Origin of the sequence: Sphingomonas larreae (genome assembly GCF_051400595.1) — a bacterium.
Lineage (GTDB): Bacteria > Pseudomonadota > Alphaproteobacteria > Sphingomonadales > Sphingomonadaceae > Sphingomonas.
Genome location: NZ_JBLFFI010000002.1, coordinates 574,492 through 599,464, shown reverse-complemented (window position 1 = coordinate 599,464; position 24,973 = coordinate 574,492). Strand labels below are relative to the sequence as shown.

Here is a 24,973-nt window from a genome sequence, read left to right as displayed (position 1 = left end):
ATTATTCCGCCGCCTCGCTGAGCGCCTCGAATTCGACCGCGGCGAGGAACCGCTCGGCGTCGAGCGCGGCCATGCAGCCGGTGCCCGCCGCGGTGACCGCCTGGCGATACACTTTGTCCATGACGTCCCCGCAGGCGAACACGCCGGGCACGCTGGTGCGGGTGGAGCCGGTCTCGACCGCGATATAGCCGTCCTCGTCGAGCGCAAGATGGCCGCGGAACAGCTCGGTCGCGGGATGGTGGCCGATCGCCACGAAGCCGCCGTCGACGTCCAGCCGCGAGCGCTCGCCGCTGCGCGTATCCTCAAGTTCGAGCGCCACCAGCCCGGCATTCCCGCCGCCGTCGACAAACTCGCGGACTTCCTTGTTCCACAGCACCGTGATGTTCGGGTGCGAGAACAACCGCTGCTGCAGGATGCGCTCGGCGCGCAGCGAGTCGCGGCGATGGATCAGCGTCACGTCGTCGGAATGGTTGGTGAGGTACAGCGCCTCCTCGACGGCAGTGTTGCCGCCGCCGATCACCGCCACCTTCTTGCCGCGGTAGAAGAAGCCGTCGCAGGTGGCGCAGGCGCTCACGCCCTTGCCCTTCATCGCGTCCTCACTGTCGAGCCCGAGCCACTTGGCCTGCGCGCCGGTGGCGATCACCAGCACCTCGCCCTCATAGACGTCGCCGCCGTCGCCGATCAGCCGGAACGGGCGACGCGTGAGATCGACCTCGACGATCGTGTCCCACATCAGCCGCGTGCCGACATGCTCGGCCTGCGCCTGCATCTGCTCCATCAGCCACGGACCCTGGATCACCTCGCGGAAGCCGGGATAATTCTCCACGTCGGTGGTGGTGGTGAGCTGGCCGCCGGGCTGGATGCCCTGGACGACGATCGGCGCCATGCCGGCGCGCGCGCCGTAGATGGCCGCCGAGAGCCCGGCCGGGCCCGAACCGAGGATCAGCATGCGAGTCGTGTGCGTGGTCATCGCGGCGATGTAAGGTGCCGGTGACGCGAAGGGAACCGCGCGTTGCCTGACGCGCGAAGTCCTGCTTTGGTCGTGCGATGACTGACTTCTCCGCGCTCCTCCAGCCCGACCGCAACCAGCCCGCCCGGCTGCTCCATGTCGTCCACCCCGGCGCCTTCGAGAGCTGGCTTGCCACCCAGCCGGCGCGCGCGCGCGCCGGCGCGGCGGCCGCCCGGGTGACGGGCAAGGCCGGCGATCGCGCGATCCTGCCGGGCGACGGTGCGGAGGACTGGGCGGCGCTGCTGGTCTGCGATGAGGAGCCGTCGTCGCCGTGGCGGATCGCCTCGCTCGGCGAGACCCTTCCGGACGGCACGTACCGGCTCGCCGGCGATGCAGGCGTCGGCGCGGCGGGGCTGGGCTGGCTGCTCGCGCAGCATCGTTTCACGCGCTACCGCAAGCCCGAGCCGGCGCGGCCGCGCGTGCTGCTGACCAGCGATGTCGGCGCGATCGACGAGACGGTCCGACTTGCCACTGCCACCGCGCAGGTCCGCGACTGGGTCGATACCGGCGCGAGCGATCTCGGCCCCGCCGAGCTCGAGGCGGCGGCGGAGGCGCTCGCCCGCGCGCACGGCGCGAGCATCACCGTGACCCGCGGCGACGCGCTCGCGACGGGTTATCCGATGATCCATGCGGTTGGTCAGGCGGCGTCGCGCGAGCGCGCACCGCGCCTGATCGAGCTGTTGTGGGGCGATCCCGCGCATCCACGGGTGGCGCTGGTCGGCAAGGGCGTGTGCTTCGACTCGGGCGGGCTCGACATCAAGCCGTCCGCGGGCATGCGGTTGATGAAGAAGGACATGGGCGGCGCGGCGCACGCGCTCGCGCTGTCCGGACTGGTGATGCAGGCGCGGCTTAGGGTGCGGCTGCACGTGCTGATCCCGGCGGTGGAGAATGCGATCTCGGCGAGCGCTTTCCGCCCCGGCGACGTGCTCGCGACCCGCCTCGGGCTCACGGTGGAGAACACCAACACCGACGCCGAGGGCCGGCTGATCCTGGGCGACGCGATCGCGCGCGCGGTGGAGGACGCGCCCGAGCTGCTGATCGACTTCGCCACGCTGACGGGCGCGGCACGCGTGGCGCTCGGTCCCGATCTGCCCGCCACCTTCGTGCAGGACGAGGCGCTCGCCGCCGAGCTGCTCGCCGCGGCGGAGACGGTGCGCGACCCGCTATGGCGACTGCCGCTGTGGGGCGGCTACGACGAGATGCTCAAGTCGGACGTCGCGGACCTGGTGAACGCGCCCGAGGGCGGTTTCGCGGGGGCGATCACCGCAGCGCTGTTCCTGCGCCGCTTCGTGCCGGCGACGTTGCCCTGGGCACATCTTGACACCTTCGCCTGGCGCCCGACCGCCAAGCCGGCTCGCCCCCGCGGCGGCGAAGCTTATGGCCTTCGCGCTGCCTACGCGCTGCTGAAGGCGCGGTTCGGCTGAGGTAAATATGTGCGGCTCTCCGCCCTCGTGCAGTGACGCTTCGTCCACGTCGTTCCACCGCCCTTGAGGCCTAGAGTCGGCGCTCCTCCCGCGTCGCGCGCTAAACCGCCGCAGCCGCGGCGATGATCGGTACGAACTTCGCCGCAGTGAGGCTCGCGCCGCCGACCAGCGCGCCATCGACGTCGGGTGTCGCCAGTATCGCCTGCGCATTGTCGCCCGTTACCGAACCGCCGTAGAGGATGCGCACGCCGCTCGCCGCGTCGCCGATCAGCTTGCGCATCTTGGCGCGCGCGATGGCGTGGATGGCGGCGATATCGTCCAGCGTCGGCGTCCGCCCGGTGCCGATCGCCCAGCGTGGCTCGTAGGCCAGCGTCAGCCAGTCGCCCGACGCATTCTCGGGCAGCGATTTCTCGATCTGCGCCTGGACGACGCGTTCGGCGCGTCCGGCGTCACGTTCGGCGCCCGTCTCGCCACAGCACAGGATCACCTGCAGCCCGTGGCGATGCGCGGCGGACGCCTTGGCCCATGCGTCCTGACTGGTTTCGTGCTGGTCGTGCCGGCGCTCGGAATGGCCCACGATGGAGAAGCGCGCCCCCGCCTCGCGTACCATCGCCGCCGAGACGCAGCCGGTGTGCGCACCGCTGTCCGCCTCGTGCACGTCCTCGGCGCCGATCATCAACCCCGGCACGCGCTCCGCCGCCGGCGCGATCAGCGTGAACGGCACCGCCACCATCACGTCGACGGCGGGCGTGCCAGCCGCCGCTGCGGCAATCGCCTCCAGCTCGCCCAGCGCGGCGCGGCTGCCGTTCATCTTCCAATTGCCCGCGACCAGCTTGCGACGCGTCATCCCGCTCCCCCTCTCGTTACGGCACCGTGGTAGCCAGCCTCGCGGCTTGATGCCACCTCGGCTTGCCCCTAGGACGCGGCCTTCACTTTGTCCGGTCCCTGCTCGCTCATGCTCACCTTCTTCCGCGGCATCATTCATTCCAAGGTCGGCGTCATCGTCACCTTCGGCATCCTGATCGTGATCGCGCTCGCCTTCGCCGCGGGTGACGTGACCGGCCTCGCCAGCAGCACCGGACTGGTCGGGCATCCGGTCGCCGAGGTTGGCGGGGAGAGCGTCACCGCGGCGGACATCCGCCAGCAGGCGCGCGACGAGCTGACCCAGGCACGGCAGGAACAGCCGACGCTCGACATGGCGCAGTTTGTCCAGCTCGGCGGTGTCGACGCGGTGATCAACCGCAACGTCAGCGCGCTCGCGCTCGAGACGTTCGGGCGCGACCAGGGAATGCGCGTCAGCCGGGCGCTGATCGGCAGCGAGCTTAAGGCGATCCCCGCTTTCGCGGGCGCGACGGGCCAGTTCGATCAGCAGGCCTATGAGCGGCTGATCGCGCAGCGCGGCTTCACCGACGCGCAGGTGCAGGCGCAGTTCGCGCGCCAGATCATGGCCCAGTTCCTCACCCAGCCGACGATCGGGGCGCATCAGGTCCCGCAGCAGCTCGCGCTGCACTATGCCTCGCTGCTGCTCGAGCGGCGCAGCGGCCAGGTCGCGTTCGTCCCGGCGAGCGCGAGCGGCCCGGCCCCGAGCGATGCCGACGTGCAGCAATGGTATCAGCGCAACATCGCGCGCTACACCACGCCCGAGCGGCGCGTGATCCGCTACGCCACGGTGAGCCCCGCGCAGGTGGCCACGCAGGTCACGCCGACCGACGCCGAGGTGCAGCAGGCCTATAACGCCGCCAAGGCGACCTATGCGCCCAAGCAGCTGCGCGACGTCACGCTGGTGACCGTGCTCGACGAGAAGGCCGCCGCCGCGCTCGCCGCCAAGGTGAAGGCGGGAACGCCGCTGGGCGCCGCGGCGCGCGCCGCGGGACTCGAGCCGCGCACGATCACCGCGGTCGATCAAGGCGCGCTGGCCGCGCAGACTTCACCCGCGGTGGCGCAGGCGATCGCCGGCGCTGCCGGGGGTGCGGTGGTAGGGCCGGTGCGCGGCGCGATCGGCTTCATCGTCGCGCGCGTCGACAAGATCACCAACGACCCGGGCAAGACGCTGGCGCAGGCGCGCGACGAACTTGTCAGGCAGCTCCGCGCGAGCAAGACCAAGGACGCGATCACCGCGATCCGCGACAAGGTTGACGACTCGCTTGGCGACAATGCCAACATCAACGAGGTCGTGGCTGACCAGAAGCTGACCGCGCAGACCACCCCCGCACTGCTGCAGAACGGGACCAATCCGGATCAGCCGGGAACCCCTGCGGATCCGGCACTGGCACCCGTCGTCGCCGCGGCCTTCGCCGCCGAGGAGGGCGATACGCCGACGACGGTGAACCTGGGCGAGGACGGCAGCTTCGCCGTGGTGGCGCTTGACCGCGTGGTAAAACCCACCCCGCTGCCGCTTGCCGCCGCGCGCGCGCGCGTTGTCGCCGACCTTACCGCGGATCGTGCCGCCAAGGCCGCGCAGCAGGCGGCGAACACGCTGGTGGCGAAGGTAAAGTCGGGCGCGACGCTGCCCGCGGCGCTGTCGGCGACGGGGGTCACGGCGCCCCCGGTGCAGCCGATCACCGCTTCGCGCAGCCAGATCACCGCGCGCGGCCAGGTCAATCCGGTCCTCGCCGCGCTGTTCAGCATGGCGCCGGGCACCGCGCGGGCGGTGCCGTCGCCGGACGGCAAGGGCTGGCTGGTACTCAAGCTCGACCAGGTCGTCCCGGGTGACGCGAGCAAGCAGCCGCCGCTGATCCAGGCGACGCGGGCGGATCTGGGTCGCGCGATCGGGCCGGAATATGCGCAGCAGTTCGCCAATGCGGTTGCCAAGCTGCAGGGGGCGAAGCGTCACGACGACGCGATCGCGCAGCTGAAGAAGGATCTGGTCGGTGGCGGGGCGCAATAGCACGGACGAAGCGGCGCGCGCCGCGCTCGCGGCGGGACGTCCCGCACTCGTGTGGCGCCGTCGCATCGCCGACACCGAGACGCCGGTCGCCGCCGCGCTGAAGCTGATCGAGCCGGGCCGCGGCGACTTCCTGCTCGAGTCGGTCGAGGGCGGCGCGGTGCGAGGGCGCTATAGCTTGCTCGGGCTCGCGCCCGACCTCGTGCTGCGGGCGCGCGGCGAAGTGGCCGAGATCAACCGCGACTGGCTCGACGACCGCGACGCCTTCACTCCGTGCGCGGAGACCACGCTGGCGGCACTGCGCACGTTGGTGGCCAGCATCCGCATGGAGGTCGCGCCCGAGCTGCCCGGCGCACTCGCCTGCCTGGTCGGCTATTTCGGTTACGAGACGGTCGGGCTGGTCGAGAAGCTGCCCGCACCGCCGCGCGATGCGCTCGGACTTCCCGACCTGATGTTCGTTCGCCCCACCGTCATGCTGGTGTTCGACCGGCTCACCGACGCCTTGTTCCTGGTCGCCCCGGTGTGGCCGGACGCTGGCGCGACCGAGGCGGCGGTGGCGCGCGCGGTCGAACGGCTCGACGTGGTCGAGGCGCGGCTGGCGCACGCGTCGCTGCCCCCGCCGATCCGCAGCGACGCGGCCGAGCTCGCGCTCACGCCCGTTATGCCCGCCGAGCGCTATCGCGCGATGGTGGCGGCGGCGAAGGACTATATCGCGGCGGGCGACATCTTCCAGGTGGTGCTGGCGCAGCGCTTCACCGCCCCCTTCCCGCTCCCCGCCTTCGAACTCTATCGCGCGCTGCGGCGGATCAACCCCTCGCCCTTCCTCTACCATCTCGACCTGCCCGGTTTCGCGCTGACCGGATCGAGCCCCGAGATCCTCGTGCGCGCGCGCGATGGTGAGGTGACGATCCGCCCGATTGCGGGCACGCGGCCGCGCGGCCGCACCGCAGCGGAGGATGCCGCCAACCGCGACAGCCTGCTCGCGGATCCCAAGGAGCGGGCGGAGCATCTGATGCTGCTCGATCTCGGGCGCAACGACGTCGGCCGCGTGGCGGCGCCCGGCACGGTCCAGGTGACCGACAGCTATGGCATCGAGTTCTACAGCCATGTCATGCACATCGTTTCGAACGTCGTGGGCCGGCTCGACCCGAGTCACGACGCCATCGACGCGCTGTTCGCGGGTTTCCCGGCCGGGACGGTGAGCGGCGCGCCGAAGGTGCGCGCCTGCCAGATCATCGCCGAGCTCGAGTCCGAGAAGCGCGGCGCGTATGCCGGCGGGGTCGGCTATTTCTCGCCGGACGGATCGATGGACTCGTGCATCGTGCTGCGCACCGCGGTGGTGAAGGACGGCGCGATCCATGTCCAGGCGGGCGCCGGGATCGTCGCCGACAGCGACGCGGCGGCGGAGCAGCGCGAGTGCGAGGCGAAGGCGGGCGCGTTGTTCGCCGCCGCGCGGGAGGCGCTTCGGAACGCGAGCGAGCCGGGCTTCGGGCAATAAGACAGGGCGTTTCGCCGCGGGCGGTCGCTCAGTCCCTTGATTTACGCTCAGCCCGCAAACGGGACTGAAGCCTGTCACGCGGCAATCGAGTGCGGCAAACCGGCGGCGGAGACATGTTCAGGCGCGTGCGGGCACGATCACCACGCGGCCCACCTGCTTGATTGCGGACGTAGCGTCGGCTGGCCTCAGCGTCCGCCGGGGATCATCGAGTCGTTCTTCTCCGCGGCACGTTTTTCCGCGGCGAACGCGTTGTTGATCGAGAGCGCGCAACCCGACTGACCCGCGCTGCCGACCGGCGAACAACTGTCCGGCACACCACCGTTCACCCGGCTGGCGCGGTCCGCCACCGCGACCCGGTTCGTCCACGCCTGGTTCTTCGCGGCGGGTTCGGCGGTGTTGCGCAGCTCCTTGGGAATGCGGAACTGGTCGCCCGGGTTGATGTGGCTGCATACCACCACCTCGTCGCCCTGCGCGGGCGGGCAGGTCTCGTTGCCGGACAGGGTGACGCTGCGGACGCGCTGCGGTGTCCGTCCGGTGTCTCCGACGGCCTGGGTCTGAGCCGCCGCCGCGAGCGGCAGCACGACACTGGCGGCAACCACGACCAACGAACGCAGCATCGACCTTCTCCTCGCGTGACCAACGCACGCCCCGTCCGCTGGCTCCGCGTGCGGCATGGCTCCGCTATGTCGAATGTTTGCCGGCGTGCAAGATTCCTTTCGCCGCGGCGACCACGCCGCGTGTTGCGATGCGGCCCGCATCGGCTATGGCGGTGGCATGATCCTGGTGGTCGACAATTACGACAGCTTCACCTGGAACCTGGTCCATTATGTCATGGAGCTGGGGGCCGAGGTGCGCGTGGTGCGCAACGACGAGCTGACCGCGGCGGAAGCGCTGGCGAGCGGCGCGCAGGCGATCCTGATCTCGCCGGGGCCGTGTACGCCCAACGAGGCGGGGATCAGCCTCGACCTGGTCGCCGCTTGCGCTGCGGCGCGGCGTCCGCTGTTTGGCGTCTGCCTCGGGCACCAGGCGATCGGCCAGTATTTCGGCGGACGGGTGGTACGCGGCGGGTTGATGCACGGCAAAACCTGCCCGGTGGAGCATGACGGCTCCGGCGTCTTCGAGAACCTGCCCTCTCCCTTCACCGCCACGCGCTACCATTCGCTGATCGTCACCGACGTACCCGATATGCTCGCGGTCAACGCGACCGCGGCAGACGCCTCGGTGATGGGACTGCGACATCGCGAGCTGCCGATCCATGGCGTCCAGTTCCACCCGGAGAGCATCGCCACGGAGCATGGTCATGCGCTGATCGCCAACTTCCTGCGGTTGGCGGGGATAGATCACGTTGCCCGGGCGGCGGCATGACCGTCGTGGCCGCGTTACCCGATCCGGCCACGCCGCTGTCGCGCGAGAGCGCGGCACAGGCATTCGCAGACATCCTCGACGCGCGAGCGAGCGAGGATGCGATCGCCGACTTCCTGCTCGAACTCTCGCTGCGCGGCGAGACCAGCATCGAAATCGCCGCCGCCGCGCGCGCGCTGCGTGACCGGCTGATCCCGATCACCGCACCCGCAGGTGCGATCGACGTGTGCGGCACCGGCGGCGATGGGCAGCACACGCTCAACGTGTCGACGGCGGTAAGTCTGGTGGTCGCCGCCTGCGGCGTGCCGGTCGCCAAGCATGGCAATCGCGCGGCCTCGTCCAAGGCAGGTGCGGCCGATACGCTGGAGGCGCTCGGCCTCGACATGGAACGCGCCGGTGCACAGGCCGAGGCGACGCTTGCGGAGCTCGGCATCGGCTTCCTGTTCGCGGGGAACCATCATCCGGCGATGCGCCGCATCACCCCGATCCGGCGTCGCATCGGCCGTCGCACCATCTTCAACCTGATGGGGCCACTCGCCAATCCTGCGCATGTCACGCGCCAGCTCATCGGCATCGCGCGCCCCGATTACGCCCCGATCTACGCCGCCGCGCTGACCGAGCTGGGCAGCGAGGCGGCGCTGGTCGTCGCCGGCGAGGAAGGGCTGGACGAGATGTCGGGCGCCGGACCGACCGCTGTCGTGTCGATCGGCGCGGTGTCGCTGCCCGCGCGGGTCGTTCCCGAGGACGCGGGCGTCACGCGCCATCCGACCAGCGCGATCCGCGGCGGCGACCCGGCGTATAATGCGCTCGCGCTGCGCCGCCTGCTTGGCGGCGAGCACGGCCCCTATCGCGACGCGGTGCTGCTCAACGCGGCCGCTGCGCTGATGCTCGCCGGTCGCACCGCCACGCTCGCCGACGGTGCCGCGCGTGCCGCTGAGGCGCTCGACCGTGGCGACGCCAACGCGCTTCTAGACCGCTGGATCGCCTACGCATGACCATCCTCGCCGACATCTGCGCCACCAAACGCGATGAGGTGCGTGCCCGCCGCGCCGCCGTGAGCGATGCCCAGCTTCGCGAGCGCGCCGCGGCTCAGTCGGCGCCGCGCGGGTTCGTCGCCGCGCTTGAGCGGACCGTCATGGCGGGGCGCCACGCGCTCATCACCGAGATCAAGAAAGCGAGCCCGTCCAAAGGGTTGATCCGGCCGGACTTCGATCCGCCGGCGCATGCACGCGCTTATGCTGAGGCGGGCGCCGCCTGCCTTTCGGTGCTGACCGACGCGCCCTATTTCCAAGGGAGCGAAGACTATCTGATCGCCGCGCGCGCGGCCTGCGATCTCCCGGTGTTGCGCAAGGACTTCACCGTCGATCCGTGGCAGGCGCTCGAGGCGCGCAGCATCGGCGCCGACGCGATCCTGCTGATCGTCGCCGTGCTGGACGACTCACTGCTCGCCGAGTGCGAGGCCGCGGCGCTCGAACAGGGGCTCGACGTGCTGGTCGAGGTGCATGACGCCGCCGAGCTCGAGCGTGCGGCACGGCTGCGCTCGCGGCTGATCGGCGTCAACAACCGCGACCTGCGCACCTTCGAGGTCGATGTCCGCCGAACCGAGCAACTCGCCGCCCTCGCGCCAGCGGGGACGCTGCTGGTGGCGGAGAGCGGGCTCACCACCCGCGCCGACCTGGACTCGCTTGCAGCGCACGATGTGCATTGCTTCCTGATCGGTGAGGCGCTGATGCGGCAGCACGACGTCGCCGCGGCGACGCGCCTGCTGGTCGGCTGACGTGAGCGGGCTGACTCACCTCGACGACGCCGGCGCCGCGCATATGGTCGACGTCAGCGCCAAGCAGCCGACCCGTCGGGAGGCGGTGGCGACCGGCCGGATCACGATGAGCGACGCCGCGGTCACCGCGATCCGTGCCGGGGCGGTCGCCAAAGGCGACGTACTGGCGGTTGCACGCGTGGCGGGGATCATGGCGGCGAAGCGCACCAGCGACCTCGTGCCGCTTTGCCACCCGCTCCCGCTCAGCCGCGTCGCGCTCGACCTCGACCTCGACGCGACTGGGGTGATCGCCACCGCCACCGTGGCGACGGATGGCAAGACCGGGGTGGAAATGGAGGCTCTCACCGCGGTGTCGGTGGCGCTGCTGACCGTTTACGACATGGCCAAGGCGCTCGACAAACGGATGATGATCGACGGCGTCCGGCTGATCGAGAAGCGCGGCGGCCGCTCGGGCGATTGGCGCGCCTGATGGCCGGGTTGCTGCCGGTCGAGGAAGCGCAGGCGCGCGTGCTTGCTTTGGGCACGCCGGTCGAAAAGGTGGAGGTGCCGATCGGCGAGGCGCTCGGCCGTTGGGCCGCCGAGCCCGTGCGCGCGCGCCGCACCCAGCCCGCGCACGACGTCTCGGCGATGGACGGCTATGCATTGCGCTTCGCCGATCTAGGCGGGTCGCTGCACGTGATCGGCGAGAGCGCGGCGGGAGCGCCGTTCGCGGGGACGCTTGCTGAGGGCGAAGCGGTGCGGATCTTCACCGGCGCGGTGATGCCGGTGGGCAGCGACACGGTGCTGGTCCAGGAAGAGGCGCACCGCGACGGCGAGCGCGTGACGCTCCATGGTGAGGGCCCGGCACATCGCGGCCGCAACGTGCGCCCGCGCGGGCTCGACTTCGCCGAAGGCGACGAGCTGGTCGCGCGCGGCGAACGCTTCACCGCGGCGCGGCTCGCGGTGGCGGCGACCGGCGGCGTCGGTCGCGTGACGGTCGCGCGGGCGGTGCGCGTCGCGCTCGCGGCGACGGGCGACGAACTGGTGGAGCCGGGCACGCCGGGCGACGCCCTTCCCGAGTCCAACCGCCTGCTGCTGCGCGCCCTGCTCGCCGACATGGGGGTCGAGATCGTCGATCTGGGTATCCTGCCCGACCGGCTCGACCGGCTCACCGCCGCCTTCACCGCGGTCGACGCCGACGTGCTCGTCACGACGGGCGGCGCGTCGGTCGGCGACCATGATCTCGTCCGCCCCGCGCTTGCCGCGGCAGGGGTGACGCTCGACTTCTGGCGTATCGCGCTGCGGCCGGGCAAGCCGATGCTGGCGGGGCGCCGCGGTCGGCTCGCGATTGTGGGTCTGCCCGGCAACCCCGTGTCCGCGTTCGTCACCGCGCTCTTGTTCGTGCGCCCGCTCGTCGCCCACCTCGCCGGCGCGGCGCAGCCCTTCCCCGTCGCCACCAGCGCACTGCTCGGCGAGGACCTTCCGGTCAACGGCGAGCGCACGGACTATTTGCGCGCCGAGCTGCGCGACGGCCGCGTCTATGCCTCGACCATCCAGGATAGTTCGATGCTGCGCACGTTGGCACGTTCGACCTGCCTGATTGTGCGTGCGCCACAGGCTCCCGCGGCGCACGCCGGCGACTCGGCGGAAATCCTCACGATCGCTTGACGCACCTGCACATGTTCCATAAAGGTTCCTTATCCGTTCGCGATGGAGGAATGTGGACATGCTGACGCGCAAACAGCACGAGCTGATCTGCTTCATCGAGGATCGGCTCGCCGAGAGCGGCGTGTCGCCCTCGTTCGAGGAGATGAAGGACGCGCTCGAGCTGAAGAGCAAGTCGGGTGTCCACCGGCTGATCAGCGCGCTGGAAGAGCGCGGCTACCTGCGTCGCCTGCCCAATCGCGCCCGCGCGCTGGAGGTGCTCAAGGCGCCCGAGCGTGGAGAGCCGAAGCGCGCGGCAACGCCGTCGCGGCGTGCCCCTGCCGAGCCGGTGGCGCCTGCCAACGATATCGTCGAGATCCCACTGCACGGCCGGATCGCGGCGGGTGTTCCGATCGAGGCATTCGAGGGTGCGACCACCCTCCCCGTTCCCGCTGCGCTGCTCGGCAGCGGCGAGCATTTTGCGCTCGAGGTCGCCGGTGACTCGATGGTGGACGCCGCCATCCTGGACGGCGACTATGCGCTGATCCGCCGCCAGGAGGTGGCCCGCGACGGCGAGATCGTCGTCGCGCTGATCGACGAGAGCGAGGCGACGCTGAAATATTTCCGGCGCGAGGGGGCAATGATCCGGCTCGATCCGGCGAACCGCTCCTACGATCCGCAGCGTTATTCGCCAACCCAGGTGCGGGTGCAGGGAAAATTGGCGGGGATCCTTCGCCGCTACGATTGACGGAGTTCTCGTCGGCGGGCCTCGTGTAACGCCTTCGAACGGCTTCCGCGCGGCGCTCGGCGCGTCTGGAGAAGTTGACCGCGCGATCGCCGGAACAGGGCGCGTCAGGAGGTGGCGTCGACCTGCCCCGCCTGAACGTCATACGTCTTGCTACCGTGGCGGGACGGGTGCGGTGATCCAAGGGTGCGTGTCGCCGGGGGTGCGGACCGTCACCACCCGATCGTTCGCGAAGGTGACAGCCACGCCGCCGGTCCGTGCGAGCGCGTCGCGGTCGAGCGTCAGCCAGCGCGCGCGACACGCCCGCGGCACGCGGCGCTCGCTTACAACCACGTCGGCGCTGGCGCAGAGGGGCGCGAGGCGCGCGGTGGATACGTAATAGCCGCTGCGGGTCGCCAGCACGCGGCGCCAGCGAGGGCCGACCCGGCGCTGCCACCAGCACAGATCGCGATTGCAGCGGGCCTCCCGGGACTCGCTGAGCAATCCCGGCACGCCGTCGAGGCCGCCGTTCTGTGCCAGCACGTCGCGAACATAGCCGCCGCTGCGATCGCGCAGCAGCGCCAGGCCGCCGTCTGCCTGGCGTAGCGCGAGATGGCGCCCGTCGCCGGTGACGAGCAGGTCGGGCGGCGGGGTCGCGAGCGTCCAGGCGGCGCCGAGCAGCCATGGTGCCACGCCGAGATAGCGCCACCGCGTTCGCCATAAGGCGAGCCATATGCCTCCTGTCACCATCATCGCGAACGCGCCCAACGGCATCGCCGGGACCGCGCGAACCGCGCCCGGCAGCGCGGCGACCGTGTGCGCGATCCACAGCAGCGCCGCGATCGCGCGACCGGCCAGCCACCAGGCCGGTGCACCCAGCGCTACGGCATCAAGCAGCAGCGCGAGCGCGACCGCTGGCATGATCGCGAAGGTGGTCAGCGGGATCGCGACGATATTGGCGACCGCGCCATAGGCACCGGCCTGGTGAAAGTAAAAGATCGCGATCGGCATCAGCGCCAGTTCCACCACCGCGCCGGTCAGCAGCAGCGAGGTGCCCTCGCGCGCCAGCTTGCGCGGCCATGGCTCGTCGCGCGCCATCAGCAATGTGCGAATGCGCGGGTGCTCGTGCAGCGCGACGATCGACGCCACCGCCGCGAACGACAGCTGGAAGCTCGGTCCCACCACGGCCTCGGGCCAGGCGGCGAGCACCACCAGCGCACCCATCGCGACCAGCCGCAGCGTCAGCGCCTCGCGCCCCAGCGCGAGGGCGGCGAGAACCATCAGCGCGGCGACGCAGCTCCGGATCGTCGGCACCTGCGAGCCGGTCAGCCAGGTATAGCCGATCGCGGCGATCGCCCCCGCCCCCGCGGCGACGAGCGGCAGCCGGCCGGTGAGCGCGAGCCGACGCGACAAGGCCAGCAGCCGCAGGACCGCGGTCATCACGATCCCGACCGTGGCGGTGATATGGAGGCCGCTGACCGAGAGCAGATGGGCCAGTCCGGCACGACGCATCGCCAGCGAATCGGCGTCGTCGATCGCGCCCATGTCACCGGTGACCAGCGCCGCCGCGATCCCGCCCCCGCTGCCCGGCAGCGCGGTCGTGATATGCGTGGTAAGGCGATCGCGCACCCCCGGTGTGCCAGCGGCGCCAGCATGGAGCGCGACCGGCACGAAGCCGCGCCCGCTCGCGCCGACCTGGTCGAACCACGCCGCGCGCGCCGCGTCATAGGCACCCGGCACCGCCGGGGGAGCGGGCGGCATCAACCGTGCCCGCAGCGTCAGCACCGCGCCCGGGCCCAGTGTCGTCGGCAGCGCGGTCTGCGGCAGGCTGACCCGCACGCGCACTGGCGCACGCCGCGGCGGCCGCGCCCAGCGCAGTTCGCGCAGCGTCACGCGGACCAGCCCGCGCGCGGGGAGCGGCTCGATCTTATCGATCGTGCCGGTCAGCCGCACCACCGCTGGTCGGTCGAGCGTCGGCGCCGCCACCCGCAGCGCCCGCGACCACGCCAGCGCATCCCCCGCCGCGACCGCCAGCGCAAGCGTCGCCACGAACGGCGCCGCACGCCCACCGCGCCACGCCGCCATCGCCAGCGCCGCCAGCCCGAGCGTCACCAGCAGGAGCGCGAGCCACTCGCGCCGCTCGGGCAGAACGAACCACAGCGCCGCGCCGCCTCCGAGCGCCACCGGCAACCATAGAAATAATTGATCGCGCTCCGCTTCCAGCCAGCGTTCCAAAGCGTTGCCGAGGCGGCACGCGATTTGATGCGGAAGAGAGGCTTTGCTAGGGGCGAACGCGGCCGATCGAGCCATCCGAACATCCAGCCTGGGAGCACGCGCGCTTGAGCGCAACCGACATCAACAAGGGCGAGGTCGTCACTCGTTTCGCTCCGTCACCGACGGGGTTCCTTCACCTGGGCGGCGCGCGCACCGCGCTGTTCAATCTCCTTTACGCGCGCCACCATGGCGGCACCTTCCGGCTGCGCATCGAGGATACCGACCGCGCGCGCTCGACCCAGCCAGCGATCGACGCGATCCTGAGCGGGATGCGCTGGCTCGGGCTCGATTGGGACGGCGAGGAAGTCTATCAGTTCGCGCGCGCCGATCGCCACGCCGCGGTGGCGCACCGGATGGTCGAGGCGGGACACGCTTATCGCTGCTATCTCACCAATGCCGAGCTGGAGGCGATGCGCGCCGCCGCGCAGGCGGCCAAACAGCCGCTGCGGATCCGCTCGCCGTGGCGTGACCGCACCGACTGGCCCGCGGACCAGAGCTATGTCGTCCGTCTGCGCGCGCCGACCGAGGGGGCGACGACCATCCACGATCGCGTCCAAGGCGAAGTGACGGTCCAGAACGCCATACTCGACGATCTCGTCCTGCTGCGCTCGGACGGCACGCCGACCTATATGCTCGCGGTGGTAGTCGACGATCACGACATGGGCGTCACCCATGTGATCCGCGGCGACGACCATCTCAACAACGCCTTCCGCCAGCTGCCGATCTATCGCGCGATGGACGCGGTGGAGGGCGGCTGGCCCGATCCGGTCTACGCGCACATCCCGCTGATCCACGGCAGCGACGGCGCCAAGCTCTCCAAGCGCCACGGCGCGGTCGGGATCGAGGCGTATCGCGACGAGCTCGGCATCCTCCCCGAGGCACTCGATAATTATCTGCTGCGCCTCGGCTGGGGGCATGGCGACGACGAGATCATCAGCCGCGACGACGCGATCCGCTGGTTCGACCTCGACGCGGTGGGCAAGTCGCCAAGCCGGTTCGACCTGAAGAAGCTGGAACATCTCAACGGTCATTATATCCGCGTCAGCGACGATACGCGGCTCGCCGCGCTGGTGGCCGACCGGCTCGACTTCGATCACGACGACACGCGTCGCGCCGTGCTGGCCGCCGCGATGCCCGCGCTGAAGCCGCGCGCAGCCAATCTCAACGAGCTGGCCGATGGCACCGCCTTCCTTTTCGCGACGCGCCCGCTAGCGGTCGACAACGTCGCGGCGCCGCTGCTCGACGGCGACGCGGCGGCGCTGCTGGCCCGGCTGCACGCCGCGCTTGACGCGCTGCACCACTGGGATACGGAGACCACCGAAGCCGCGGTGCGGCAGGTGGCCGAGGACGCCGGCGTCAAACTGGGGCAGGTCGCCCAGCCGCTGCGCGTCGCGCTCACCGGCCGCAAGACCTCGCCCGGGATCTTCGACGTACTCGTCCTTCTAGGACGCGACGAGAGCCTCGCTCGGATCGCGGACCACAAAGCCTGACAGGAGACCATCCATGACCGAAGCAGCCCAGTTCGCCCTGTCGGGCAAGGAGCTCGAATATCCGGTACTGTCGGGCTCGGTCGGCCCCGACGTGGTCGATATCCGCAAGCTCTATGCGCAGACCGGCGCCTTCACCTATGATCCCGGCTTCACCTCGACCGCCTCGTGCCAGTCCAAGCTGACCTATATCGACGGCGACGAGGGCGTGCTGCTCCACCGCGGCTATCCGATCGGGGAGCTGGCCGAGCAGTCGAGCTTCATGGAGGTCTGCTATCTCCTGCTCAACGGCGAGCTGCCCAATGGCGACGAGCTGGGCCATTTCACTCGCACGATCACGCGCCACACGATGGTGCACGAGCAGCTCGCGCAGTTCTTCCGCGGCTTCCGTCGCGATGCGCATCCGATGGCGATCATGTGCGGGGTGGTCGGCGCGCTGAGCGCTTTCTACCACGACTCGACCGACATCCACGATCCGCAGCAGCGCATGATCGCGTCGCACCGGTTGATCGCCAAGATGCCGACGATCGCAGCGATGGCCTATAAGTACAGCGTCGGGCAGCCGTTCCTCTATCCGGACAACTCGCTGAGCTACACCGGCAATTTCCTTCGCATGACGTTCGGCGTGCCGGCCGAGCCCTATGAGGTGAACCCGGCGGTCGAGCGCGCGATGGATCGCATCTTCATCCTCCACGCCGATCACGAACAGAATGCATCGACTTCGACCGTCCGGCTCGCCGGTTCGTCGGGTGCCAATCCGTTCGCGTGCATCGCGGCGGGCATTGCCTGCCTGTGGGGCCCCGCGCACGGAGGCGCCAACGAAGCGGCGCTCAACATGCTGCACGAGATCGGCACGCCCGAGCGTATCCCCGAGTTCATCGCACGCGCCAAGGACAAGAACGATCCGTTCCGCCTGATGGGCTTCGGCCACCGCGTCTATAAGAACTACGACCCGCGCGCGACGGTGATGCGCAAGACCGTGCGCGAGGTGTTCGAGGCGCTCAACGTCAGCGACCCGGTGTTCGAGACCGCGCTGCGGCTCGAGGAGATCGCGTTGAACGACAGCTATTTCGTCGAAAAGAAGCTGTTCCCCAACGTGGACTTCTACTCGGGGGTGATCCTCTCGGCGATCGGCTTCCCGACCAGCATGTTCACCGCGCTGTTCGCGCTCGCGCGCACGGTCGGCTGGGTCGCGCAGTGGAACGAGATGATCACCGATCCCGACCAGAAGATCGGTCGGCCGCGCCAGCTCTACACCGGGCCGACGCAGCGCAGCTACGTTCCGCTGACGCAGCGCTGACTGGATGCGCCGGCTCCGGCCGCTCCTGATCGTCATCGGCGTCGCAATGACGCTGATGGGATTGCTCTGGATCGGCCAGGGGCTGGGCTACGTTCACTGGCCGCGGTCGAGCTTCATGCTCGATCAGCGGCCGTGGGCAGATTATGGCAGTGCGCTCGCGGTGGCGGGGCTGCTGCTGGTATTGCTCGCCCGGCGCTGGCCGCGACGCTGATCGCCCGTCGCGCGGGCGCGTCAGTCTCCCCTCACGTGCTGCGGCATACGCGGGCGCCATCCAAGCGAGCTGCGCATAGCCGTGGCGGGTCGCGACACGGGGTGACCGCGCCGGATCTAAAATCTAGTTCGATGATCACCCGATGTGGTTCGAACGGCTCGAACGAGGGTGGCGCGGAGGACGGTGATGCGGCTCATCGGCAAACTGGATTCCCCCTATGTCCGCCGGGTGGCGGTGTCGCTGACGCTGATGGAGATCGGCTTCACGCTGGAACCCTTGTCGGTGTTCACCGACCTGGACGCGTTCGCCGCGATCAATCCGATCGTCAAAGCCCCGACGCTGGTCCTTGACGATGGGACGCTGCTGATCGATTCGACGCTGATCCTGGACTATGCCGAGCGCCGTGCGGCGGTCGACCGCCGGCTGATGCCCAGCGCGTTGAGTGCGTTCGCCGCCTCGCAGCATGTGATCGGCATCGCGCTTGCTGCCTGTGAGAAGGCGGTGCAGATCGCGTACGAGCGCCGGCTTCGCCCGGCCGAGAAGCAGCATCAGCCATGGCTCGATCGCGTCCACGCGCAGCTGCGCGCATCGCTCACTCTCCTCGACGCCGCTTACGCGGGGACGCCCGAGTGGCTGATCGGCCCTCGCCCACAACAGGCCGATATCAGCGCGGCGATCGCCTGGCAGTTCGCACAGTCGGTCGAGCCGGGCATCGTCGGCGTGCAGCAGGCGCCCGCCCTGGCGGCACTGTCGCTCCGCGCCGCCGCGCTACCTGCCTTTGTCGCGCACATGCCCTGAACGTCTCGTGATCGTCGCCGCGTTGTCGTCGACAATGCCGGACGCGGAGTGACGTCGCGGCCGCGGCTCGCCACGACTGGCGCGTCGTCACGAATTCCGTGCGACACGAGTCGGTCGCGGCGCGGGAATGGGATCGGGGCCGCGATCCGCTGCGATGCGCTACGCGACGCGGTGGATCGATGCCGCCGACCGTCACCGCTACGCTGTCGCGCTACAGATGAGAGAAGCCCTCCATTGAAGCGCGCACACCTATGTCTCGAGGCTCTCAGGCAATTTTGATGAGTAGCAGCTTCGCATGCTGCAAGCTGACGCCTCCCTTGCAAGGCGAGCGGGAGGCGGAGCGGCCGGCGCGTTAACGTTGGCCGGCTCACTTCAGAACGGGAACACCGCGTCAAACACCTGCTGTCCCCAGCGCGGCTGCTGGACGTCGGTGATCTGACCGCGTCCGCCATAGCTGATCCGCGCGTCTGCGATCTGGCTGCTGAGGATGCTGTTGTCGCGCGCGATGTCCTGCGGCCGCACGACGCCGCTGACCAGCAGCTGGCGCAGCTCGAAATTGACGCGCACCTCCTGATGACCGCGGATCACCAGATTGCCGTTGGGCAGGACGCCGACCACCGTGGCAGCGACCACGGTGTTGATCTGCTCGCTACGCGACGTGTTGCCCGATCCGGTGCTACCCGAGGCGTTTTTGGCATCCACCAGCGACGCCGGATTGGCTCCCGACGGCAACACCTTCTTGAGCGTGCCCTCGAGCCCGAGGAAGCTGGGCAGGCCGACGTTTTCGCTCCCGCTGCGCGCCCGGCTCGACTTGTTATCGAGCGTCGCGCTGTCGGCGATACTGATCCGCACCGTCAGAATGTCGCCGACCTGTGCCGCGCGCTGGTCGTGGAAAAAGGCGCCCGCGCCGGTCCTGAACAGCGACGCGCTGCCGCCCGGCTCGACCATCGTGGCGGGGTCACGCCCGTCCCGTGCCTGGTCGCCCAGCGACGGCGTGACCGTCGGCGCGATCGGGGCCTCCGCGGGATCGATGCGCGGCGGCTTGCCGACCTGCTTGAGCCGGCCGACCGCGCCGCAGCCCGCGAGCAGCGGCACGATCGCGGCGAGCAGCATCGCGTTGCGGTAGGGCACCAGTTTCATCACGTCTTCCTTGTCTTACCCGCTGACCACGACGCGGCCGGGGGCCTCGGCGCGCCCCGACAGCGTCCGCCGTGTGGAGTCGCTCATCACGCGTACCGGCTCGCCCAGACCCGCGGCGTTGAGTGCCTGCCCCTGCGTGCTGATCGTCAGCGTCCCGCTGCGCAGCACGATCGTCACCGGTTCGCCGCGCTGGATAACCTGGGGCGCGCGCAGATCACCCTCGCGCACCACCGCGCCCGCGGCGAGGCGCCGGACCGCGGCGCGGCCGATGATATTAGACGGCGAGAGCGCGCCGCGCATCGGCGGCGGGTCTCCCGGCGTCCAGGCACGCAGGTCGTCCGCGCCGATCACCGTGCCGGTGACGACCGGCTGCGCCAGCACGACCGCGGACGCCACGGCCGGCGGACGCGACTGGCTTGCTGCCGCGCCCGCGATGGTCGCGGCCATCCAAGCGACCAGCACGCCCGTGCATCGTGCCTTCGTCACCACCCTCACCGCAGCTGGGTAGTGGTCGCGAGCATCTCGTCCGCCGTCTTTACGATACGGCTGTTCATTTCATAGGCGCGCTGCGCGCTGATCAATGCGGTGATCTCGGCCACCGGGTTGACGTTCGATGCTTCGAGATAGCCTTGGCGAAGCGTGCCGAAGCCGGGCTGGCCCGGATTGGCAACGGTCGGCTGGCCCGACGCCTCGGTTTCCTGAAACAGGTTGGAACCCATCGCTTCCAGCCCCGCCTCGTTGACGAAGGTGGCAAGATCGAGCTGGCCGACGTCCTGCAGCTGCGTCTGGTCGGCGAGTTTGACCTGGACCAGCCCGGTCTGGCTGATCGTCACGTCGGTGGCGCCGTTGGGGATCGTAAGGTCCGGCTGCAGCCGATAGCCGTCGGTCGTCACCACCTCGCCCTGATCGGAGAGCTTGAACGCACCCGCACGCGTGTACGCGGTCTCGCCGTTGGGCAACGCGATACGGAAATAGCCCTGACCTTGGATCGCGATGTCCAACTTGCTCTTGCTCTCGGTGGTCGCGCCCTGCTCGAGCACGCGGTACACGCCCGCGGCGCGCACGCCGCTGCCGAGCTGGATGCCCGCGGGCACGCGCGTGCCGTCCGCGCTGGTGGCCGCACCGGGACGGCTCACCTGCTCATAGAGCAGGTCCTCGAACTCCGGGCGCTGCCGCTTGAAGGCGGTCGTGTTCATCTTGGCCAAGCTGACCGCCCAGGAAATGTCGCAGGCCTCGTCCTACATCGGTCGTCACGCTCGCTTCGACACGCCGGTCGCCGGGCTCGGTGACGGTCGGCCGGCCGACTGGTCGTTCCAATATACGCAGCAGCCGAGCTCGCTGATCGCTCACATCAAGGACGACAAGGGCGCCGTCGTGCGGACCATGGCGGTGACTCCCGCGCTCCAGGGCAAGGTCGTGTGGGACGGCGCCAGCGATGTCGGCGGCAAGATGCCCGCGGGCAATTACACGCTGGCGTTGGAGGCGAAGGACATCAACGGCGCGACGATCAATGGCGCGATCACCGCGTCGGGGACGATCACTTCGGCGATGATGCTGGACGGTCGCGCGATCGTCAGCGTCGACGGCACCAATTATCCGCTCGATGCGCTGCTATCGATTGACAGCGCCGAGGCTGTTAGCGCCAAGTGAACGAGCACCCGCGCTCATCGATTGAGGTGGGCGCGGCTTCTGCGCACAGGCACGGTCCTGCCCGGCTTGCAGGCACGGACCGCGCCGGGTCGACGGCGCGTCGCCAGCGCGCATCCTCTCAGGAATGCTTAGGCGTGCGCCGCGATCGGATGCTTGGACGAACTTAAGTCGGCCGTGAGCTTTGCTGAAGCAGCACCACAGACCACGATCACGACCTATAAGCGCGACACCATGCTGACACTGCACCTGTCACGATATCCGCTTCCCTCCTCAGCCTACCGCCTGCCTTGCGATAGCGCGCATCATGCCACCATCTCAGGTACGCTACTCCGGCCGGCGCCGCCGACCCATCGCGACCGGTGAGGGCGATCACGCGCGCTGACACAGGCGACGCCCGGCCGGTTCAGCACTCGACGACGTTCACCGCGAGGCCGCCGAGGCTGGTCTCCTTATACTGGCTGCGCATATCCTCACCGGTCTGACGCATCGTCTCGATCACAGCGTCAAGGCTGACGACATGGCTGCCGTCGCCGCGGAGCGCGAGATAGGCGGCATTGATCGCCTTCACCGCGCCCATCGTGTTGCGCTCGATACACGGGATCTGGACGAGGCCACCGATCGGATCGCAGGTGAGCCCGAGGTTGTGTTCCATCCCGATCTCCGCGGCATTCTCGACCTGTCGGTCGCTGCCGCCGAGCACCGCGGCGAGGGCGCCCGCCGCCATCGAGCAGGCCACCCCGACCTCGCCCTGGCACCCCATCTCCGCCGCGGAGATCGACGCGCGCTTCTTGTACAACATACCGATCGCGGCGGCGGTGTAGAGGAAGTGGCGTGCCCCTGCCCGCGTCGCGCCCGGCACCAGCGTCTCGTAGAAGCGCAACACCGCGGGGAGCACGCCCGCGGCGCCGTTGGTCGGCGCGGTCACCACGCGCCCGCCCGCGGCATTCTCCTCGTTGACCGCGACGGCCCAGAGGCTGACCCACTCAAATACTGCCGCGGGGCTATGCTCCGGCGCCGCAGCCGACAAGGCCTCGTGCAACGCCCGCGCGCGCCGGCGCACGCGCAACCCGCCGGGAAGGACGCCCTCCTGCGTCATGCCCCGATCGATGCACGCCATCATCGCATCGCGCACCGAGTCGATGAAGGCGTCGCTCTCCGACGCGGTCCGCCACGCCTCCTCATTGGCGCGCACCAGCGCACCGATGTTCAGCCCGGTCTCAGCGCAGCGTCCGAGCAACTCCGCGCTTGACGCGAAGGGATGCGCCACCGCGAGATTGTGCGATGCCACCGGCGCGCCGAGCCGGAGAATCGCACCGCCGCCGATCGAAAAATAGGTCTCCTCGAGCGTGCTCCCGTCGGCATAGACGGCATGGAAGCGCACGCCGTTGGGATGTTGCGGCAGGAACGTGCGCGGATGGAAGATGAGGTCGGCCTGCGAGTCGAAGCGCACCTTACGTACACCCGCCAATGTAATTGCCTGACTTGATCGCACCGCGGCGACGATCGCGGGTGCCGTGTCGGGGTCGATGCGCTCGGGCAGCCAGCCGGCAAGGCCGAGGATCACCGCGGTGTCAGTGGCGTGGCCTCGGCCGGTGAGCGCGAGCGAGCCGAACAGCTCGCAGCGCAGGTTGCTGAGCTCGGCGGCGTGCGCGACTGCCCGGTGCGCGAAATCATGCGCCGCGCGCATCGGTCCGACCGTGTGCGAACTGGACGGGCCGACCCCGATGGTGAACAATTCGGCCACGCTGATTAAACGTGCCGCACCGCGGTCGAGCGGCGCCAAGGCGGGATCGGTCTGCACGCGCTCTCCCCGGCCGGTCACGCCCGGCCTCGTTCACGGCGACCCGCGTGGATCACTGCCTCGTTCGTCCTGCCATGACGCGACCGCACCAGGCTCCGGTCCGAAACGTCGGCAGCGCGGCAGGCGGAGCTATCCTGCGCGCCACTATTCTGCTTGGCCCATCGAGGATCAAGCCGGGCGGCGATGGAACCACCAGCGCGGGTCAACGCCAGCCCAGCGCCGGTGCAACGTGCGTCATGATCGCCTCCAGAACATGCACGTTATACTCGACGCCGAGCTGATTGGGCACGGTCAACAGCAACGTATCCGCCTCGGCGATCGCCTCGTCGCCGCGCAGCTGTTCGATCAACCGATCGGGTGCGGCGGCATAGGACCGCCCGAACACCGCCCGCATTGCGTCGATCACGCCGACCTGATCGCTTCCCTCCGCCTGGCCGAAAAAGGCGCGATCGCGATCATCGACGAGCGCGAAGATCGAGCGCGACACGGACACGCGTGGGCTCCACGCGTGCCCGGCCTCGGCCCAGGCCTGGCGATAGGCGCGGATCTGCCGCGCCTGCTGGACGTGGAAGGGTTCGCCGCCCTCGTCTTTCTTGAGCGTCGAACTCTGCAGGTTCATGCCCCGCTGCGCCGCCCAGACCGCGGTCGCATCCGACGCCGATCCCCACCATATGCGCCGCCGCAGCCCCGGTGCGTGCGGCTCGAGCCGCAGCAATCCTGGGGGATTGGGAAACATCGGACGCGGATTGGGCTGCGCGAAGCCTTCGCCCTCCAGCAGCCCGAGGAACAATTCGGCGTGGCGCCGGCCCATATCGGCGTCGCTTTCGCCCTCCGCCGGGGCATAGCCGAAATATCGCCAGCCCTCGATCACCTGCTCGGGCGAGCCGCGACTGATCCCGAGCTGCAGCCGTCCTCCCGCGATCAGGTCCGCCGCGCCGGCGTCCTCCGTCATGTAAAAAGGGTTCTCGTAGCGCATGTCGATGACGCCGGTGCCGATCTCGATACGGCGCGTGCGCGCTCCCACCGCGGCGAGTAGCGGGAACGGCGAGGCGAGCTGGCGCGCGAAATGATGGACGCGGTAATAGGCTCCGTCCACGCCGAGCTGTTCCGCTGCCTCGGCGAGCTCGATCGACTGCAACAAAACGTCCGCGGCCGATCGCGTTGCCGACGACGGCGTCGGCGACCAATGGCCGAACGACAGAAACCCAATCTTCTTCATCACCATCACCCCATAGCGGGAGGGCCCGCTCGCGCCTTAGGTGGCGGTGCGACCGGGCAGCCACAAGCGGGGGCGCCGAAGCGCGACGCGGTCGCGATCAGCCCCGGGCCGGAGCGACCCGCTGCACGAGCCGTGCTACCGCAGCAAAGGCCTCGACCGCGCCCGCCGTCGCGCGCGCTTCCTCGTCCGCCGCGAGATCCGCCGCGTCGAGCGCGGCGGTGAACGTGCGCCAATGGCGCGCGCGACCGTCGGCATGGCCGGCGAGATGACGCGCACCATAGCTTGGGCCAAGCCCCAGAGTGGCCGCCGCCTTGAGCAGGATCGCCGCACCGAGGCTCGATCCCTCCGCCACATAGAGCCAGCCGAGCGCGGTCGCGCGATCGGGCGTTGCACCGGGCGCGAACCGCGGTTCAGGCGGCGTGGCGAGCGGCACCTGGAGATCGTCCGCATCCTGTTCGATCGCGGCCAGGCGTGACCGCTCGCGCAGGTCGGGGATCAGCGCGGCAAGCGTCGGATCGGCATAGAGTGGCGCGACCAGCGAGTGGAAATCGCGATGCACCGTCAGCAGCAGCGCGTATCGCGTGCGATCGGCAAAAGGATCGAGCGCCATTACTGCGTCGTCGAGCCGCTGGTGGGCCGCGCTCGTGGCGGCGCGCAGCCGCTGCGTACGCGCGGTGGGCGGCGATGGAGAGGGACAAGCGCTCGTCGTCACGACGCCGCGCTAGTCGCTTGCCTCGCCGCATGCAACGCGCGTGCTTGCCAGCCGTGCGCCGCATCGCGCATGCGGACAAG

Annotated in this window: 23 protein-coding genes and 1 pseudogene; 14 read left to right on the top strand and 10 right to left on the bottom strand. The window is 69.9% G+C overall.

Annotated elements, in window-relative coordinates:
- Position 1: 1 nt before the first annotated feature.
- Positions 2-970 (bottom strand): thioredoxin-disulfide reductase, encoded by a 969-nt coding sequence (gene trxB, locus ACMGDM_RS11075; RefSeq protein WP_436804171.1) that lies wholly within the window; start codon positions 968-970, stop codon positions 2-4.
- Between the two features lie 77 nt (positions 971-1,047).
- On the opposite strand from trxB, the gene ACMGDM_RS11070 reads away from it, so the two are divergent.
- Complete coding sequence (locus ACMGDM_RS11070; protein ID WP_436804170.1) at positions 1,048-2,433, top strand: leucyl aminopeptidase family protein; 1,386 nt, start codon at positions 1,048-1,050, stop codon at positions 2,431-2,433.
- A gap of 100 nt (positions 2,434-2,533) precedes the next feature.
- On the opposite strand, the gene tpiA is transcribed toward ACMGDM_RS11070, so the two are convergent.
- Positions 2,534-3,280, bottom strand: coding sequence for a triose-phosphate isomerase (gene tpiA, locus ACMGDM_RS11065; RefSeq protein ID WP_436804169.1), 747 nt, complete (start codon positions 3,278-3,280; stop codon positions 2,534-2,536).
- A gap of 108 nt (positions 3,281-3,388) precedes the next feature.
- On the opposite strand from tpiA, the gene ACMGDM_RS11060 reads away from it, so the two are divergent.
- The gene (locus tag ACMGDM_RS11060; RefSeq protein WP_436804168.1) at positions 3,389-5,320 is read left to right on the top strand and encodes a peptidylprolyl isomerase; all 1,932 of its coding nucleotides are present in this window, start codon (positions 3,389-3,391) and stop codon (positions 5,318-5,320) included.
- Positions 5,304-6,815, top strand: a complete 1,512-nt coding sequence (gene trpE / locus ACMGDM_RS11055; protein ID WP_436804167.1) for an anthranilate synthase component I — start codon at positions 5,304-5,306, stop codon at positions 6,813-6,815. The genes ACMGDM_RS11060 and trpE overlap by 17 nt, the downstream gene beginning before the upstream one ends.
- 185 nt (positions 6,816-7,000) lie before the next feature.
- On the opposite strand, the gene ACMGDM_RS11050 is transcribed toward trpE, so the two are convergent.
- The gene (locus ACMGDM_RS11050; protein WP_436804166.1) at positions 7,001-7,432 is read right to left on the bottom strand and encodes a hypothetical protein; all 432 of its coding nucleotides are present in this window, start codon (positions 7,430-7,432) and stop codon (positions 7,001-7,003) included.
- A gap of 157 nt (positions 7,433-7,589) precedes the next feature.
- Between ACMGDM_RS11050 and ACMGDM_RS11045 the strand changes: the two genes are divergently transcribed.
- From ACMGDM_RS11045 to lexA, 6 genes are read left to right on the top strand one after another with little or no spacing between them, the layout of a single operon-like run.
- On the top strand, positions 7,590-8,180 hold the full coding sequence (locus ACMGDM_RS11045; RefSeq protein ID WP_436804165.1) for an anthranilate synthase component II: 591 nt from the start codon (positions 7,590-7,592) through the stop codon (positions 8,178-8,180).
- On the top strand, positions 8,177-9,172 hold the full coding sequence (trpD, locus tag ACMGDM_RS11040; protein ID WP_436804164.1) for an anthranilate phosphoribosyltransferase: 996 nt from the start codon (positions 8,177-8,179) through the stop codon (positions 9,170-9,172). The genes ACMGDM_RS11045 and trpD overlap by 4 nt, the downstream gene beginning before the upstream one ends.
- Positions 9,169-9,954 (top strand): indole-3-glycerol phosphate synthase TrpC, encoded by a 786-nt coding sequence (gene trpC, locus ACMGDM_RS11035; RefSeq protein WP_436804163.1) that lies wholly within the window; start codon positions 9,169-9,171, stop codon positions 9,952-9,954. Before trpD ends, trpC begins: the two co-directional genes overlap by 4 nt.
- Position 9,955: 1 nt before the next feature.
- The gene (moaC, locus tag ACMGDM_RS11030) at positions 9,956-10,423 is read left to right on the top strand and encodes a cyclic pyranopterin monophosphate synthase MoaC (protein WP_436804162.1); all 468 of its coding nucleotides are present in this window, start codon (positions 9,956-9,958) and stop codon (positions 10,421-10,423) included.
- A complete protein-coding gene (locus ACMGDM_RS11025) occupies positions 10,423-11,601 on the top strand; it encodes a molybdopterin molybdotransferase MoeA (RefSeq protein ID WP_436804161.1) in 1,179 nt (392 codons plus the stop codon). The genes moaC and ACMGDM_RS11025 overlap by 1 nt, the downstream gene beginning before the upstream one ends.
- A gap of 58 nt (positions 11,602-11,659) precedes the next feature.
- Positions 11,660-12,325 carry a transcriptional repressor LexA gene (gene lexA, locus ACMGDM_RS11020; protein WP_436804160.1) on the top strand — a complete coding sequence of 222 codons (666 nt, stop codon included), beginning with the start codon at positions 11,660-11,662 and terminating at the stop codon, positions 12,323-12,325.
- A 150-nt stretch (positions 12,326-12,475) separates the two neighbouring features.
- Here the strand turns inward: lexA and ACMGDM_RS11015 are convergent, their stop codons facing one another.
- Positions 12,476-14,485, bottom strand: a complete 2,010-nt coding sequence (locus ACMGDM_RS11015; RefSeq protein ID WP_436804159.1) for a ComEC/Rec2 family competence protein — start codon at positions 14,483-14,485, stop codon at positions 12,476-12,478.
- A gap of 155 nt (positions 14,486-14,640) precedes the next feature.
- Between ACMGDM_RS11015 and gltX the strand changes: the two genes are divergently transcribed.
- The 4 genes from gltX to ACMGDM_RS10995 all read left to right on the top strand — a co-directional run bounded on the left by gltX (position 14,641) and on the right by ACMGDM_RS10995 (position 18,371).
- Positions 14,641-16,065: a glutamate--tRNA ligase gene (gene gltX / locus ACMGDM_RS11010; RefSeq protein WP_436804158.1), complete on the top strand. Its 1,425-nt coding sequence runs from the start codon at positions 14,641-14,643 to the stop codon at positions 16,063-16,065.
- 13 nt (positions 16,066-16,078) lie between these two features.
- Positions 16,079-17,362 carry a citrate synthase gene (gene gltA / locus ACMGDM_RS11005; RefSeq protein ID WP_436804157.1) on the top strand — a complete coding sequence of 428 codons (1,284 nt, stop codon included), beginning with the start codon at positions 16,079-16,081 and terminating at the stop codon, positions 17,360-17,362.
- A gap of 4 nt (positions 17,363-17,366) precedes the next feature.
- A complete protein-coding gene (locus ACMGDM_RS11000) occupies positions 17,367-17,573 on the top strand; it encodes a hypothetical protein (protein ID WP_436804156.1) in 207 nt (68 codons plus the stop codon).
- 186 nt (positions 17,574-17,759) lie between these two features.
- Positions 17,760-18,371, top strand: coding sequence for a glutathione S-transferase family protein (locus ACMGDM_RS10995; RefSeq protein WP_436804155.1), 612 nt, complete (start codon positions 17,760-17,762; stop codon positions 18,369-18,371).
- A gap of 372 nt (positions 18,372-18,743) precedes the next feature.
- Here ACMGDM_RS10995 and flgH read toward each other — a convergent pair whose 3' ends face one another.
- The 3 genes and pseudogenes from flgH to flgG form a co-directional block, all read right to left on the bottom strand.
- Positions 18,744-19,511, bottom strand: a complete 768-nt coding sequence (gene flgH / locus ACMGDM_RS10990) for a flagellar basal body L-ring protein FlgH (protein WP_436804154.1) — start codon at positions 19,509-19,511, stop codon at positions 18,744-18,746.
- Between the two features lie 15 nt (positions 19,512-19,526).
- Entirely contained in the window at positions 19,527-19,997 is a 471-nt protein-coding gene (gene flgA, locus ACMGDM_RS10985) for a flagellar basal body P-ring formation chaperone FlgA (protein WP_436804153.1), read from the bottom strand.
- A gap of 5 nt (positions 19,998-20,002) precedes the next feature.
- Positions 20,003-20,719, bottom strand: a pseudogene (gene flgG, locus ACMGDM_RS10980) (flagellar basal-body rod protein FlgG); the annotation flags it as partial.
- A 13-nt stretch (positions 20,720-20,732) separates the two neighbouring features.
- Between flgG and ACMGDM_RS10975 the strand changes: the two are divergent.
- Positions 20,733-21,161, top strand: a complete 429-nt coding sequence (locus ACMGDM_RS10975; RefSeq protein WP_436804273.1) for a flagellar hook assembly protein FlgD — start codon at positions 20,733-20,735, stop codon at positions 21,159-21,161.
- Positions 21,162-21,564: 403 nt separating this feature from the next.
- Here the strand turns inward: ACMGDM_RS10975 and ACMGDM_RS10970 are convergent, their stop codons facing one another.
- The 3 genes from ACMGDM_RS10970 to ACMGDM_RS10960 all read right to left on the bottom strand — a co-directional run bounded on the left by ACMGDM_RS10970 (position 21,565) and on the right by ACMGDM_RS10960 (position 24,893).
- Complete coding sequence (locus ACMGDM_RS10970; protein ID WP_436804272.1) at positions 21,565-22,905, bottom strand: L-serine ammonia-lyase; 1,341 nt, start codon at positions 22,903-22,905, stop codon at positions 21,565-21,567.
- A 259-nt stretch (positions 22,906-23,164) separates the two neighbouring features.
- A complete protein-coding gene (locus tag ACMGDM_RS10965) occupies positions 23,165-24,181 on the bottom strand; it encodes an LLM class flavin-dependent oxidoreductase (protein ID WP_436804152.1) in 1,017 nt (338 codons plus the stop codon).
- Between the two features lie 97 nt (positions 24,182-24,278).
- Positions 24,279-24,893 (bottom strand): biliverdin-producing heme oxygenase, encoded by a 615-nt coding sequence (locus ACMGDM_RS10960; RefSeq protein WP_436804151.1) that lies wholly within the window; start codon positions 24,891-24,893, stop codon positions 24,279-24,281.
- Between the last annotated feature and the right edge of the window lie 80 nt (positions 24,894-24,973).

Bases quoted from the DNA above. Each gene is read 5' to 3' on its own strand.
- trxB (WP_436804171.1), bottom strand. From the start codon at position 970: ATGACCACGCACACGACTCGCATGCTGATCCTCGGTTCGGGCCCGGCC.
- ACMGDM_RS11070 (WP_436804170.1), top strand. From the start codon at position 1,048: ATGACTGACTTCTCCGCGCTCCTCCAGCCCGACCGCAACCAGCCCGCC.
- tpiA (WP_436804169.1), bottom strand. From the start codon at position 3,280: ATGACGCGTCGCAAGCTGGTCGCGGGCAATTGGAAGATGAACGGCAGC.
- ACMGDM_RS11060 (WP_436804168.1), top strand. From the start codon at position 3,389: ATGCTCACCTTCTTCCGCGGCATCATTCATTCCAAGGTCGGCGTCATC.
- ACMGDM_RS11050 (WP_436804166.1), bottom strand. From the start codon at position 7,432: ATGCTGCGTTCGTTGGTCGTGGTTGCCGCCAGTGTCGTGCTGCCGCTC.
- ACMGDM_RS11045 (WP_436804165.1), top strand. From the start codon at position 7,590: ATGATCCTGGTGGTCGACAATTACGACAGCTTCACCTGGAACCTGGTC.
- trpD (WP_436804164.1), top strand. From the start codon at position 8,177: ATGACCGTCGTGGCCGCGTTACCCGATCCGGCCACGCCGCTGTCGCGC.
- trpC (WP_436804163.1), top strand. From the start codon at position 9,169: ATGACCATCCTCGCCGACATCTGCGCCACCAAACGCGATGAGGTGCGT.
- ACMGDM_RS11025 (WP_436804161.1), top strand. From the start codon at position 10,423: ATGGCCGGGTTGCTGCCGGTCGAGGAAGCGCAGGCGCGCGTGCTTGCT.
- lexA (WP_436804160.1), top strand. From the start codon at position 11,660: ATGCTGACGCGCAAACAGCACGAGCTGATCTGCTTCATCGAGGATCGG.
- gltA (WP_436804157.1), top strand. From the start codon at position 16,079: ATGACCGAAGCAGCCCAGTTCGCCCTGTCGGGCAAGGAGCTCGAATAT.
- ACMGDM_RS11000 (WP_436804156.1), top strand. From the start codon at position 17,367: ATGCGCCGGCTCCGGCCGCTCCTGATCGTCATCGGCGTCGCAATGACG.
- ACMGDM_RS10995 (WP_436804155.1), top strand. From the start codon at position 17,760: ATGCGGCTCATCGGCAAACTGGATTCCCCCTATGTCCGCCGGGTGGCG.
- flgH (WP_436804154.1), bottom strand. From the start codon at position 19,511: ATGAAACTGGTGCCCTACCGCAACGCGATGCTGCTCGCCGCGATCGTG.
- ACMGDM_RS10975 (WP_436804273.1), top strand. From the start codon at position 20,733: ATGTCGCAGGCCTCGTCCTACATCGGTCGTCACGCTCGCTTCGACACG.
- ACMGDM_RS10965 (WP_436804152.1), bottom strand. From the start codon at position 24,181: ATGAAGAAGATTGGGTTTCTGTCGTTCGGCCATTGGTCGCCGACGCCG.